This is a genomic window from Nonomuraea sp. LPB2021202275-12-8 (assembly GCF_037044575.1).
GTDB lineage: Bacteria > Actinomycetota > Actinomycetes > Streptosporangiales > Streptosporangiaceae > Nonomuraea.
The window spans coordinates 174887-188172 of sequence record NZ_JBAHWD010000012.1; the positions used below are offsets into that span (position 1 = coordinate 174887).

The following is a 13286-nucleotide window of genomic DNA, read 5'->3' on the forward strand; positions in this document are numbered from 1 at the left end:
GGAAGGAAGATCAGCGAGTGGCGAATAAGGTCACCTCGGCCGTCATGCGTCAGGGGCTCGGTGTCCTTGGAGTGGCCGTTCGCACGGAGAAGGCGGTGTTCGCGCTGGCCGTCCTGGCCAGCGCGGTCTACGGAGGCATGACCGTGGCCTCCGCGTGGGCGCTCGGCTGGGCGACCGAGAACGTCATCCTGCCGGCGTTCAGCAAGGGTGAGACCGCGGCGGGCGCGCTCTGGACCGGCGTGTTACTGATCGTCGGCGCCGCGCTGCTCAAGTCCATCGGCGTGGCGGGCCGGCGGATCCTGGCCGGAGTCCTGCAGTTCCGCATGCAGGCCCGCTCCCGCCGCGACGTCACCAAGCAGTACCTGCGGCTCCCGCTGGCCTGGCACCAGCGGCACCCGACCGGGCAGCTGCTGTCGAACGCCAGCGCCGACGCCGAGGCGGCCTGGGCGCCGCTCGCGCCGCTGCCGATGGCCGTGGGCGTGATCGTCATGCTCTTCACCGCGGCGATCGCCATGCTGCTCACCGACCCGATGCTCGCCCTGGTGGGCTTCCTCATCTTCCCGGCGATCGCCGTGCTCAACCTGGTCTACCAGCGCAGGCTCAGCCCTCTCGCCACCCGAGCGCAGCAGCTGCGCGCAGAGGTCAGCGAGATCGCCCACGAGAGCTTCGACGGCGCGCTCGTCGTCAAGACGCTCGGCCGCGAGGACCTGGAGACCGAGCGCTTCCGGCGGCGCGCGCACGAGCTGCGCGACGCCAACATCGCCGTCGGCCGGGTGCGCGGCCTGTTCGACCCGATGCTGGAGGCGCTGCCCACGCTCGGCGTGCTCGCCGTCCTGGCCGTCGGGGCGCTGCGCCTGTCCACCGGCGCCATCGACTCCGGCCAGCTCGTGCAGGTCGCCTACCTGTTCACGCTGCTGTCGTTCCCGATTCGAGCGCTCGGCTGGGTGCTGGCCGAGCTGCCGCGCAGCGTCGTCGGCTGGAGCCGGGTTCAGGCCGTGCTGGATGCCGAGGGCTCCATGGTCTACGGCGAGGAGGCTCCGTCCGGCGACGAGCCCGCCGCGCTGGCGGTCTCGGGCGTTTCCTACTCCTACGGCGAGACCGAGGTGCTGCACGACGTCACCTTCGACCTGCCGGCCGGCCGCACCGTCGCCCTCGTCGGCCCCACCGGCTCCGGCAAGTCCACCCTTGTCCAGCTCCTGGTCCGGCTCGTCGATCCCGACTCCGGCCGGGTGCTGCTCGACGGCGTGGACCTGCGCGAGCTCGGCTACGGCAAGCTCGCCGCGGCCGTGTCGCTGGTGCCGCAGCAGACGTTCCTGTTCGACGACACCGTGCGCGGCAACGTCGCCCTCGACCTGCCCATGCACGACGAGCAGGTGTGGGCCGCGCTCCGGGTGGCGCAGGCCGACGGCTTCGTGAGCCGGCTCGGCTCCGCGCTGGACACCCGCGTGGGGGAGCGCGGCACCTCGCTGTCGGGCGGCCAGCGCCAGCGCCTCGCGCTGGCCCGCGCGATCGCCCGCCGCCCCCGGCTGCTGATACTCGACGACGCCACCTCCAGCGTGGACCCGCAGGTCGAGGCCAAGATCCTGTACGGCCTTCGAGACCGGGCGGAGGCGTCGACCGTGGTGGTCGTCGCCTACCGGCTGGCCACGATCGCGCTCGCCGACGAGGTCGTCTTCCTGGACAGGGGGCGGGTGAGCGATCGCGGCACCCACAAGGAACTGCTGGAGCGCTGCCCCGGCTACCGCAACCTGGTGACGGCCTACGAACGTGAGGAGGCCGAGCGCGCCGCGCTCGCCGCCGAAGCCGCTCTCGGACTGGAAGAGGAAGAGGTCGGCGCATGAGCGTGGAGACCGCACCGGAGCAGCAGGGCATCGGCGCCGGCGCCGGCGGCTCGGCCTGGGCCACCGTCCGCCGGGGCCTGTCGCTGACGCCCGAGTTCCGCAAGGGCCTGATGGTCACGCTCGCGCTGGCGGTCGTCGCCACCATCGGCAAGATCATCGTGCCGATCGCGGTGCAGCAGACGATCGACACCGGGATCAGCAACGGCACCCCCGACCTGCCGTACGTCACCCGCGCGGTGGCGCTGTGCGCCGCGGCGGTGGTCCTGACCGCGCTCGCCGGCTACCTCATGAACGTGCGCCTGTACAAGGCCACCGAGTCCTCTCTGGCCACGCTCCGGGTGCGCGGCTTCCGGCACGTGCACGACCTGTCGGTGCTGACCCAGAACACCGAGCGCCGCGGCGCCCTCGTCTCCCGGGTCACCAACGACATCGACCAGATCAGCACGTTCATGCAGTGGGGCGGGCTGATGATCATCGTGTCGTTCGGCCAGCTCATCGTGGCCAGCGTGCTGATGCTCGTCTACTCCTGGCAGCTCACACTGCTCGTCTGGGTCTGCTTCATCCCGCTCATGATCACCCTGCCGCGCTTTCAGCGCTGGCTCTCGCGGGCCTTCACCACGGTCCGCGAACGCACCGGCGACATGCTCGCCGCCGTCAGCGAGTCGGTCGTGGGCGCCGCCGTCATCAGGGCGTACGCCACCGAGCGGCGCACCGCCGAGCGCATCGACAAGGCCGTGAACGCCAACAGGGCCGCCCAGATCAAGGCGCAGACCATCATCGGGTTCGTCTTCCCGCTGACCGAGATCGTGGCCGCCGTGGCCATCGCCGGGATCGTCCTGCTCGGCGTCAGGCTGGGGCTGTCCGGCGACATCACGGCCGGGCGGCTGATCGCGTTCCTGTTCCTCATCACGCTGTTCGTCGCGCCGCTGCAGACCGCCACCGAGGTGCTGAACGAGGCCCAGAACGCGGTCGCCGGATGGCGGCGCGTCCTCGGCGTGATCGACACCCCGGCCGACGTGGCCGACCCCGGCGACGAAGGCGTGGAGCTGCCTCGCGGCCCCATCTCGGTGGCGTTCGAAGAGGTGCACTTCTCCTACCCCGGCGGCCCGCCCGTGCTGAGCGAGGTGTCGGTGGAGATCCCGCCGCGCTCGCGCATCGCGGTCGTGGGCGAGACCGGGTCGGGCAAGACCACCTTCGCCAAGCTGCTCACCCGGCTCATGGACCCGGCCGGCGGGCGGGTCACCGTCGACGGCCACGACCTGCGCGCCATCCGCTTCTCCTCGTTGCGCGAGCGCATCGTGATGGTGCCCCAGGACGGCTTCCTGTTCGACGGCACGCTGGAGGCGAACATCCGATACGGCAAGCCGGCGGCCACCCGCGAGGAGATCCTGCTCGGGCTGACCGAGCTGGGCCTGGCCGACTGGCTCGAAGGCCTGCCCGCGGGCCTCGACACCCCGGTCGGCCAGCGCGGGGAGTCGCTTTCGGCGGGTGAGCGGCAGCTCGTCGCACTGGCCCGCGCCTACCTGGCCGACCCCGACCTGCTGCTGCTGGACGAGGCCACCTCGGCGGTCGACCCGGCGACGGAGGTTCGCCTGGCCCGCGCCCTGGAGGGCGTCACGCGGGGCCGAACCGCCGTCTCCATCGCCCACCGGCTGTCCACGGCCGAGAACGCCGACGAAGTGCTGGTGTTCGACGCGGGCCGCCTCGTCCAGCGGGGGCCGCACGCCGATCTGGTCGCCGAGCCGGGCGTGTACGCCGACATGCACGCCTCCTGGGTGTCGGCCGCCCACTCCTGACGGCTCACGCGTGGTGAGCGCGGACTCCGTACACCCCGGTGTGCGCGCTCACCTCGCGGCGGCGAAGCTCACGCGGGTGCCGCCGGGGCCCGACACGATCGTGAGATGGTCGCACAGCAGGCGGGTCAGCCACAGCCCCCTGCCGCCCGCCTCGAACCCGGACGGCGGCGGGGTGGCGCTGCTCCAGCCGCGCGGCAGGCCGGGGCCGTCGTCGGCGACCTCGCACCACAGCCGGCCCTGCTGCCACCACATCCGCAGCCGCCCGCCGCCTCCGCCGTGCAGGACGGCGTTGGTGGTGATCTCGTTGACCGCGACCACGAAGTCCTCCAGGCGCCGGCCGGTCAGCCCCTCGCTGGAGGCACGCTCGCTGACGGTCCTGCGCAGCACCGTGATGCGTCCCTGCGCGAAACTCGCGCAGAGCACCTGCCTACACATCGCCCACCGGGCGGACGGTGATGACGTCGTCCGCCTTGATCAGATGGAGCAGCCTGGCCACCGGCTCGCCGCACACCAGCACCGTCCGGCCGGACGGCCTGGCGGTGGCCAGCGCCACCAGGAGCTGGGCCGAGCCCGCGTCGATGAAGTCGAGCCCGGCGGCGTCGATCACCACCTCGCCTGCCTCGGCCCGCAGTGGCGACAGGACCGAGGCGAAGGCCTGCCGGTTGGTCAGGTCGACGTCGCCCCACAGGCGCAGGCCGGCGGGGCCGCGGGTGGAGATGTAGCGGAGCACCGCCTGCTCGGGCGAGATCGGGTGCACGCCGGCGGCCCTGTCGATGGCCTCCCTGGCGAACAGCGCCCGGTCGTACTGGCAGACCGCGGCCAGCCACCGCTGCCCGAACAGCGCGTTGGTGGCAGCCTCGAACGCGATCTGCCCCGGCGGGTCGTGCACTCCCCAGGAGGCGTCGACCATCGCGTAGAGCCCGTGGCGGCCCTGCGCCCGCGCCTGCTCGCCCGCCGCGGTCAGGCCGCTCAGCGCCCGGCCGGGATCCAGGCGGCCGTCGGTGATGTGGGTCCCGGCGCTGTCGCGGATCTCGACCTGGCCCGCCGACTCGGCGCCGGCGAACCCCGGCACCAGCGGCGCCAGCCATTCGCGGGTCCGCTCGGGGGAGTCGGTGTGCGTGATGATCAGCACCTTGGCGCGCCTGCGCAGGCCGTTCAGAGTGAACAGCCTGGTCGCCGCCATCCGCTCCCGCTCGCCGTCGATCGGCAGGCAGACATGATCGCCGAGGTCGGGGTCCAGGGCGGAGCCCGCGGCAGGTGGCACGATGGCGCCCTCCTTACCATCCGTTGCCGAGAAGCTACCCTTCGGAGCATTATCACGTTACGCGTTCTGTGTAAAACGCACGGTGACAGATCGGTGAAAGGTGTAGCTTCGTTCCTGGCCCGCCTTTTGGCAGGGGCGTGAGGAGCATGGCGTGGATGTGCTGCAGATGACGCGTCGGCGGCATGGCGAGCTGGTGGTGGTCAGCCTCGCCGGGGAGGTCGACGCGGACAATGTGTCCAAGGTGCGCGAATGCCTGGACGAGGCGGTGGAGACGCACGGACCGCGTCTCGTCGTCGACCTGAGCAGGCTCACCTTCATCGACACGACCGGGCTGGGCGTGCTGGTGCGGCAGTTGGCCAGCCTGCGCGACCGCGACGGCACCATGGCGCTCGTCGCGCCCGACGGGCAGGTGCTGCGGAGGCTGCGCAGGACCAACCTCGCGCCGCTGTTCCCGATCTACGACACGCTGTCCCAGGCGCTCGCCTAGCGGCACCGCCGCTGCCGGACCGCTCGGCCGGCCTGGTTGAATGACGGCATGTCCCTAGACCCCAGGATCGCCGCGCGGCTCAAGCGCAACGGCGACGGGCTGGTGCCCGCCATCGTCCAGCAGCATGACACCGGCGAGGTGCTCATGCTCGCCTGGATGGACGACGAGGCGCTGCATCGCACCCTCACCACGGGCCGGGCCACCTACTGGTCGCGAAGCCGCGGCGAATACTGGGTGAAGGGCGACACCTCAGGAAACGTGCAGCACGTCAAGGCCGTCGCGCTCGACTGCGACGGCGACACCGTGCTGCTCAAGGTGGACCAGGTGGGCGCCGCCTGTCACACGGGCGACCGCACCTGCTTCGACGCCGACCCGCTGGCGGCGGTCCAGGGCGGCGTCACGGCCGGGCGCGCGGAGCACTAGATGGACCCGGAGGGTGGCACGGCGGTTGGCGCGGCGGTTGGCACCGCACGGCGGCGCGAGCTGTGGACCTGGCTGGCCGTAACCGCGGCAGGCTGCCTGCTCGTGCTGCTCGCCGCGGGCCGCGCCTGGGCCGCGAACGTCCGCGAGGCGGGCGCGTCCACCGGCCTGGCCGAGGTGATCCCCCCGACGGGAGGCGACCTCAGCCCCGTGCTGACGCCGCTCGCGCTGGCCGGCCTGGCCGGGGTGGTGGCGGTGCTGGCGACCGGGGGCGCCGGTCGTCGCGTCATCGGGGCCCTGCTGGCGCTGTGCGGGCTGGCCGCGGCGCTCGGCACGTGGAGCGCGACCGGCCAGGCCGGTGTGCGGACCTGGCTGCGCGAGCACAACGTGCTCGGGACCGCCGTCCTGACCTGGGACTCCGTCGTGCTCTGGCCGGTGGTGGCCGGGCTCGGCGCGGCGCTCATGCTCGCGGGCGGCGTGGCCGTGGTCGTGCGGGGCGGCAGGTGGGCGGGCATGTCGGATCGGTATGAGCGGACCCCCGGCCAGGCGCGGCCGGAGGCGGCCGACGATCGGGCCCTGTGGGATGCGCTCGACCGAGGAGACGACCCCACCGAATCGCGCTAGGTTGGCGCGTATTACGAAATTCCCACGGTCTGCACTCGTGCCGGTTCTGCAAACGTTCGATCAATAAGCTTGCCGCTGCGAGTAACGAACAATGAGGAGCCAAGCGCATGAGCTACGGGGACCAGGGCGAGAACGGCGGCTACGGAGCCCAGCCGCCTGGCGGCGGATACGGCCAGCAGCCGTCGAGCGGCGGTGGGGGTTACGGTCAGCAACCGCAGAGCGGTGGCGGCTATGGCCAGCAGCCGCCCAGCGGTGGCGGCGGGTACGGCCAGCAGCAGCCCGGAGGCTACGGCCAGCAGCCGTCATCAGGCGGCGGTTACGGGGGTTACGGTCAGCAGCCGCCCAGCAGTGGCGGGTACGGTCAGCAGCCGCCGAGCGGCGGCCCCTACAGCTACGGGCAGCAGCCGCCGAGCGGCGGCTACGGGCAGCAGCCGTACGGGCAGCAGCCGTACGGTCAGCAACCGTACGGTCAGCAGCCCTACGCGCAGTACGGTCCCCCCAGGTCGACCAACGGGCTGGCCGTGACCTCCCTGGTGCTCGGCATCGTGGGGCTGCTGTTCTGCGGCCTGACGAGCATTCCCGGCGCGATCGTGGGCCACATGGCGCAGTCCCGCATCAAGCGCACCGGCGAGGAGGGGCAGGGCATGGCGATGGCCGGCCTGGTCACCTCGTACATCACCATCGTGCTGTGGCTCGTCCTCTGGATCATCTTCGGCGGCTTCTGGCTCACCCTCATCGGGCTCAGCGGGGCCGCCTACAGCACCAGCTACTGACAACGGGCCGCATGCGCTCAACTGGAGTAACGTGCCGTTACGCAGACATGCAGGCACGTTACAAGTAGTTCGCAAGGTGAACGTTATTGCATGTCGTCAATGGTTTGTCGCTAGGCTGCCGCCTCAAACATGACGACATAGGAGTCTTACGGATGAGTTACGGAAATCAGGGCGAAGGCGGCTACGGGGCCCAGCCGTCCGGCGGTGGCTACGGTCAGCAGCCGCCGAGCGGCGGTGGGGGTTACGGCCAGCAGCCGCCCAGCGGTGGCGGAGGTTACGGCCAGCAGCCGCCGTCCGGCGGCGGCTATGGCCAGCAGCCTCCCAGCGGTGGTGGCTACGGCCAGCCGCCCGGCGGGGGCGGCTACGGGCAGCAGCCTCCCGGCTACGGCCCGCCCTCCGGCGGCTACGGAGCCCAGCCTCCCGGCGGGTACGGCCAGCAGCCCCCGGACAACCACCTGGTCGCGGCCATCCTCACGACCATTTTCTGCTGCCTGCCCCTTGGTATCGTGTCGATCGTCAAGTCGTCGCAGGTCAACCAGAAGTGGCAGGCCGGCGACTACCAGGGCGCGGTGGAAGCCTCCGAAGAGGCCAAGACCTGGTGGAAGCGCGCTCTGATCATCGGCATCATCGCCGAGGTGCTCCTCGTGGTCGGCTACTTCGTTCTCGTCGCCGTTCTCTTCTCGACGGTTCCCACGACGTACTGATGACCATGCCCGACGCTAACCTCGAACGGCGCGGCACCGACCGGTTCAGGTCGATGCTCGCGCCGCTCGGCGTCGCCGCGGCGGCGGGCGCCGTCTTCGCGGTGGTCGGCGCGATCGACCCCAACCAGCCGGGCAACTACCCCACCTGCCCGTTCCTGTGGGCCACCGGCCTGTTCTGCCCCGGCTGCGGGACCCTGCGCACCATCCACGCGCTGGCCCACCTGGACCCGGTGGCCGCGATCGGCCTGAACCCGCTCGCGCTGGCCATGGTGCCGTTCCTGCTCTTCTGGTGGGGCCGCTGGCTGATCCGCGCCTGGCAGGGCAGGCCGCGGCGCACGACGCTGGCGCATCCCGCCTACCTGTGGGCCTTCCTCGCGCTGGTGATCGTCTACTGGGTGGTGCGCAACACGCCCTTCGGCGCTTTCCTGGCTCCCTAGCCGAGCCCCTGTGACCAGAAGCCCCCGTCGGGCCGATACCATCGCAAGACAAGGCTAGGAGCGGACGCGCCGCGAACTCCTCGCCTCCACCCCCACTGTCGACCGGAGGGACCCCAAGCGCGTGAGTGAGCGGACCGAAGGACCGAGTGTCCTCGACGACATCCTTGACGGGGTGCGCGCCGACCTCGCCACACGTCAGCAGGACGTGTCGCTTGACGACCTCAAGCAGCAGGCCGACCGGGCTCCCGCGCCCAGAGACGCGCTCGCCGCGCTCGGTGGTGACAGGGTCTCGGTGATCGCCGAGGTGAAGCGCTCCAGCCCGTCCAAGGGCGCGCTCGCCGCCATCGCCGATCCCGCGGCGCTCGCCGCCGACTACGAGGCGGGTGGCGCGCACGTCATCAGCGTCCTCACCGAGCGGCGCAAGTTCGGCGGCAGCCTGGAAGACCTGGCCGCCGTGCGCGCCCGCGTCGACATCCCGATCCTGCGCAAGGACTTCATCCTCACCTCCTACCAGCTCTGGGAGGCCCGGGCCCACGGCGCCGACCTCGCTCTGCTGATGGTCGTCTGCCTGGAGCAGGAGGCGCTGGTGTCGCTGATCGAGCGGGCCGAGTCCATCGGGCTCACCCCGCTCGTCGAGGTGCACACCGACGAGGAGCTCGACCGTGCGGTCGCCGCCGGCGCCCGCGTCATCGGGATCAACGCCCGCAATCTGAAGACACTTCAGGTCGATCGCGACGTCTTCGCCAAGCTGGCGCCCAAGATCCCGGATAATGTGATCAAGATCGCCGAATCGGGCGTGCGGGGTCCGCACGACCTGCTCGCCTACGCCAGGTCAGGCGCCGACGCCGTCCTGGTGGGGGAGAGCCTGGTCACAGGCAAGGACCCGCGCAAGGCCGTGGAGGCCCTGGTGACCGCCGGCGCTCATCCGGCGACCCGCCCCGACCACGGAGCAGAGGGATAGCAGTGGCACACGAAGGCTCCATCCTCACAGCCGCCGACCTGGCGGGCAACGGCGTCCACGGCGACGACCCGGACGCGCGCGGCAAGTTCGGCATCTTCGGGGGTCGCTACGTCCCCGAGGCGCTCATCCCGGCGCTCGACGAGGTCGCCTCGGTCTACGCCAAGGCGAAGAACGACGTGCAGTTCCTGCGCGAGTTCGACCACCTGCTGCGCACCTACGCGGGCAGGCCCACCACGCTGACCGAGGTGCCGCGCTTCGCCGAGCAGGCCGGCGGCGCGCGGATCGTGCTCAAGCGCGAGGACCTCACCCACACCGGCGCCCACAAGATCAACAACGTGCTGGGCCAGGCGCTGCTGACCAAGCGGCTCGGCAAGAAGCGCGTGATCGCCGAGACCGGCGCGGGCCAGCACGGCGTGGCCACCGCCACCGCCGCGGCGCTGCTCGGTCTGGAGTGCGTCATCTACATGGGCGCCGTCGACTGCGAGCGCCAGGCGCTCAACGTGGCCAGGATGAAGCTGCTCGGTGCCAAGGTCGTGCCGGTGACCAACGGCTCCCAGACGCTGAAGGACGCCATCAACGAGGCGTTCCGCGACTGGGTCACCAACGTCGACACCACCCACTACCTCTTCGGCACCGTCGCGGGCCCCCACCCGTTCCCGGAGATCGTGCGCGACTTCGCCCGCATCATCGGCGTCGAGGCCCGCCGCCAGATGCTGGAGCTGACCGGCGCCCTGCCCACCGCGGTCTGCGCGGCGGTCGGCGGCGGCAGCAACGCGATCGGCATCTTCCACGCCTTCCTCGGCGACGAGGGCGTGCAACTCCACGGCTACGAGGCGGCGGGTCGCGGGCTGGAGAGCGGCGAGCACGCGCTGACCCTCACCTCGGGCTCGGTCGGCGTGCTGCACGGCTCGCGCACCTACGTGCTGCAGGACGAGGAGGGCCAGACCATCGAGTCGCACTCGATCTCGGCGGGCCTCGACTATCCCGGTGTCGGCCCCGAGCACGCCTGGCTCAAGGACACCGGCCGCGCCACCTACCACGGCGTCACCGACGACCAGGCCATGGCCGCCTTCTCGCTGCTGGCCAGGACCGAGGGCATCATCCCCGCCATCGAGTCGTCCCACGCCCTCGCGGGCGCGCTGGAGCTGGGCCGCGAGCTGGGCCCCGAGGCGACCCTCCTGGTCAACCTCTCCGGGCGTGGCGACAAGGACATGGGCACGGCCATGAAGTATTTCAATCTCTGACGACCCTGGCCGGGTCGCCCGCCCCGCGAGCACGCCGGCCCTTTCTCCTCCGCACCCGCGGCGGGGGGAGGGCCCCGCGTCCGGGAGGCGGCGCTCGACGACGTGAGAACGGACGACCAATGACGACTCTTCAAACGGTGTTCGCCAAGGCGAAGGCGGACAACCGGGCCGCGCTCGTCGGCTATCTGCCCGCGGGCTTCCCGTCCAAGGACGGCGCCATCGCCGCGGCGGCCGCCCTGGTCGAGGCCGGGTGCGACGTCATCGAGATCGGCCTGCCCTACTCCGACCCGCTCATGGACGGGCCGACCATCCAGGACGCGGTACACCGATCGCTGCTCAACGGCACCCGCATCGCCGACGTCATGCGCACCGTCGAAGGGGTCGCCGCCACCGGCGCGGCCACGCTCGTCATGACCTACTGGAACCCGATCGACCGCTACGGCGCCGAGCGGTTCGCCCGCGACCTGGCCAGCGCCGGGGGCGTCGGCACGATCACCCCCGACCTCACCCCGGAGGAGTCCGAGCCGTGGCGCGCGGCCTCCGCGGAGGCGGGTATCGACACCGTCTTCCTGGTGGCGCCCAGCTCGACCGAGGAGCGCATCAAGGCCGTCGTGGAGTGCTGCACCGGCTTCGTCTACGCCGCCTCGCTGATGGGCGTCACGGGCGCGCGCGAGACCGTGAACGTGGCGGCCGAAGACCTGGTCAAGCGCACCCGCGCGCACACCGACCTGCCGGTCTGCGTCGGTCTCGGAGTCGGCACGGGCGCCCAGGCGGCGCACGTGGCCGCCTACGCCGACGGGGTCATCGTGGGCTCGGCGTTCATCCGCCGGATCCTGGACGCCCCCGACGAGGCCGCGGGCAACGCCTCCATCGCCGCGCTGGCCCGTGACATGGCCCAGGGCGTCCGCTCCCGCGCCTGACGCGCCGTACGAGGGTTTGCCAAGTCTTTGGGTCGTGCGCTGGACGGCCGTCCGCATTCCCGTGCGTGAGCATTCTGCCGGGTGCCGACACGCTGGGCACCCCGTACAAGAGCGCCGCGAAGCCGCGGCGCTCTTCTTGTCTCTGTCAGGTTGACTTGTACGGACTCCGTGCGGGCAGGGCCGGAGATGGGCGACGATGGTGTCGGCCTCGACCACGTCAGACGCCTGGACTCGAGCTGCAGAGGGATCTGGAGTCTGAGACGCCGGGGCCGCCCTGAACGTCAGGTCGGCACCATGGCGTTCTCGTCGGGCACCGGGGGCCCGTCCCGTCGGGATCTCGGCGGGTCCGGAATTCGAACCGGGACCGGCGGCGCGCGGCTGGTTCCGCGTCCAGCGGAATTCGGGCTTCACCGCAGCTCCGGAGCCGAAAGCACGCCGGCTGCCGTGCCTTAGCCGTCCCTTATCCCGAGCGTGATCGGATAGGACCCGGATACTGTGCGCTTCCGGCACAGAGGAAGAGGAGATGGCCCGTGAACGCGTCGCAGGCGTCACGTAGTGCGAGATCGGCTGTACCCTGGGTGACGACCGTCGCCAGATTGATCTTGGGTGGGGTGCTGATAGCGGCCGGAGGGCTCAAAATCGGCAATCCGTCCGACTCCGTGGTGGCGGTCAGAGCGTACGAGCTGCTTCCCGAGCCGGTGGCGACGACCGCCGGCTACGGCCTGCCGATCGTGGAGGTCGTGGTCGGGGTGCTGCTGATCGTGGGTCTCATGACCAGGGTGGCGGCCGTCATCGCCGCGCTGCTCATGTTCGCCTTCGTCTTCGGCATCGCCTGGGCGTGGGCCCACGGGCTGCGCATCGACTGCGGTTGCTTCGGCGGCGGTGGGCAACTCGGCGCAGGGCAGGAGCCGACATACCTGCTCGACATCCTGCGCGACTTCGGCCTCGTGCTGCTGGGCGCCTGGATCGTGCGTTTCCCGCCGGGCCGCTTCGCGCTGGACCGGCCACTGGGGTTGGCGGGTGCGGAGCACCTGCTCGATGAAGAGGAGAACGGTGATGGGCAAGGGCGACCGGGCGAAGTCGGCGCGTGACAAGATCAGGGAGCAGCAGGCCGCCGACCGTGTGCGGGAGCAGCGCAGGCGCGTGATCACCTATGTGGCGGTCGGCGTGGTGGCGCTGGGCGCGGTCGGTGCGGGCATGTGGTACAACACGAGCAGGTCGCGCTCGGAGGAGGCGGGAGCCTCGCTGGCGCCCACCACCGTGCAGACCGACGGGACCGCGGCGATGGCCAAGGACGGCGTGACCGTGCCGGTGCTCGACATCTACGAGGACTTCCAGTGTCCCGCCTGCAAGGAGCTGGAGCGGGTCAGCGGCCCGACCTTCAAGAACCTCGCGGCCGAGGGCCTGGCCAAGGTGGTCTACCACCCGATCACGATCTTCTCCCAGGAGCCCACCAAGTCCAACTCGGTGCGGGCGGGAGCCGCCGCCCGCTGCGTGTCCGACGGGAAGCAGTGGGTGGCCTTCCACGACATCCTCTACAAGAACCAGCCCAGCGAGACCGTCGAGGGCTTCACCGTCGACCAGCTCGTGGACTGGGGCGAGGAGGCCGGCGTCACCACGCCCGGCTTCGAGAGCTGCGTCACCTCGCAGAAGCACGCGCAGGCCCAGCTCGACTACAGCAAGAAGGTCGACGACGAGCAGAAGCTCCAGGGCACTCCCACGGTGAAGCTCAACGGCCAGATCATCGACAACAACGTCGCTTTCACGCCTCGGGAACTGCGCGATGCGGTCACCGAGGCCGCCAAGTAGCCTGAC

At 71.2% G+C, this 13286-nt stretch carries 15 protein-coding genes; 13 read left to right on the forward strand and 2 right to left on the reverse strand.

From position 1 onward, the window contains the following. Positions 1-44 precede the first annotated feature (44 nt). Positions 45-1841 (forward strand): ABC transporter ATP-binding protein, encoded by a 1797-nt coding sequence (locus V5E28_RS23395; RefSeq protein WP_336209212.1) that lies wholly within the window; start codon positions 45-47, stop codon positions 1839-1841. Continuing rightward, a complete protein-coding gene (locus tag V5E28_RS23400) occupies positions 1838-3637 on the forward strand; it encodes an ABC transporter ATP-binding protein (RefSeq protein ID WP_336209168.1) in 1800 nt (599 codons plus the stop codon). The genes V5E28_RS23395 and V5E28_RS23400 overlap by 4 nt, the downstream gene beginning before the upstream one ends. Positions 3638-3685: 48 nt before the next feature. Here V5E28_RS23400 and V5E28_RS23405 read toward each other — a convergent pair whose 3' ends face one another. Together V5E28_RS23405 and V5E28_RS23410 are read right to left on the reverse strand one after the other, a co-directional pair. Beyond that, a complete protein-coding gene (locus tag V5E28_RS23405; RefSeq protein ID WP_336209169.1) occupies positions 3686-4060 on the reverse strand; it encodes an ATP-binding protein in 375 nt (124 codons plus the stop codon). A gap of 4 nt (positions 4061-4064) precedes the next feature. Beyond that, positions 4065-4901, reverse strand: coding sequence for an MEDS domain-containing protein (locus tag V5E28_RS23410; protein ID WP_336209170.1), 837 nt, complete (start codon positions 4899-4901; stop codon positions 4065-4067). Positions 4902-5052: 151 nt separating this feature from the next. Here V5E28_RS23410 and V5E28_RS23415 point away from each other — a divergent pair, with 151 nt between their 5' ends. The 11 genes from V5E28_RS23415 (at position 5053) to V5E28_RS23465 (ending at position 13280) form a co-directional block, all read left to right on the forward strand. Further along, a complete protein-coding gene (locus tag V5E28_RS23415) occupies positions 5053-5388 on the forward strand; it encodes an STAS domain-containing protein (RefSeq protein ID WP_336209171.1) in 336 nt (111 codons plus the stop codon). A 48-nt stretch (positions 5389-5436) separates the two neighbouring features. Then, positions 5437-5811, forward strand: coding sequence for a phosphoribosyl-AMP cyclohydrolase (gene hisI, locus V5E28_RS23420; protein WP_336209172.1), 375 nt, complete (start codon positions 5437-5439; stop codon positions 5809-5811). Further along, entirely contained in the window at positions 5812-6432 is a 621-nt protein-coding gene (locus tag V5E28_RS23425; protein WP_336209173.1) for a Trp biosynthesis-associated membrane protein, read from the forward strand. It abuts the gene before it with no gap. A gap of 107 nt (positions 6433-6539) precedes the next feature. Then, complete coding sequence (locus V5E28_RS23430) at positions 6540-7205, forward strand: DUF4190 domain-containing protein (protein ID WP_336209174.1); 666 nt, start codon at positions 6540-6542, stop codon at positions 7203-7205. A gap of 152 nt (positions 7206-7357) precedes the next feature. Next, positions 7358-7909 (forward strand): CD225/dispanin family protein, encoded by a 552-nt coding sequence (locus tag V5E28_RS23435; RefSeq protein WP_336209175.1) that lies wholly within the window; start codon positions 7358-7360, stop codon positions 7907-7909. A gap of 5 nt (positions 7910-7914) precedes the next feature. Then, on the forward strand, positions 7915-8346 hold the full coding sequence (locus V5E28_RS23440) for a DUF2752 domain-containing protein (protein ID WP_336209176.1): 432 nt from the start codon (positions 7915-7917) through the stop codon (positions 8344-8346). 121 nt (positions 8347-8467) lie between these two features. Then, complete coding sequence (trpC, locus tag V5E28_RS23445; protein ID WP_336209177.1) at positions 8468-9307, forward strand: indole-3-glycerol phosphate synthase TrpC; 840 nt, start codon at positions 8468-8470, stop codon at positions 9305-9307. 38 nt (positions 9308-9345) lie between these two features. Continuing rightward, positions 9346-10551, forward strand: a complete 1206-nt coding sequence (gene trpB / locus V5E28_RS23450) for a tryptophan synthase subunit beta (RefSeq protein WP_336209213.1) — start codon at positions 9346-9348, stop codon at positions 10549-10551. 119 nt (positions 10552-10670) lie between these two features. Next, a complete protein-coding gene (gene trpA / locus V5E28_RS23455) occupies positions 10671-11471 on the forward strand; it encodes a tryptophan synthase subunit alpha (protein ID WP_336209178.1) in 801 nt (266 codons plus the stop codon). Between the two features lie 578 nt (positions 11472-12049). Beyond that, positions 12050-12562: a MauE/DoxX family redox-associated membrane protein gene (locus V5E28_RS23460; protein ID WP_336209179.1), complete on the forward strand. Its 513-nt coding sequence runs from the start codon at positions 12050-12052 to the stop codon at positions 12560-12562. Further along, entirely contained in the window at positions 12528-13280 is a 753-nt protein-coding gene (locus V5E28_RS23465; protein ID WP_336209180.1) for a DsbA family protein, read from the forward strand. Before V5E28_RS23460 ends, V5E28_RS23465 begins: the two co-directional genes overlap by 35 nt. Positions 13281-13286: the final 6 nt, after the last annotated feature.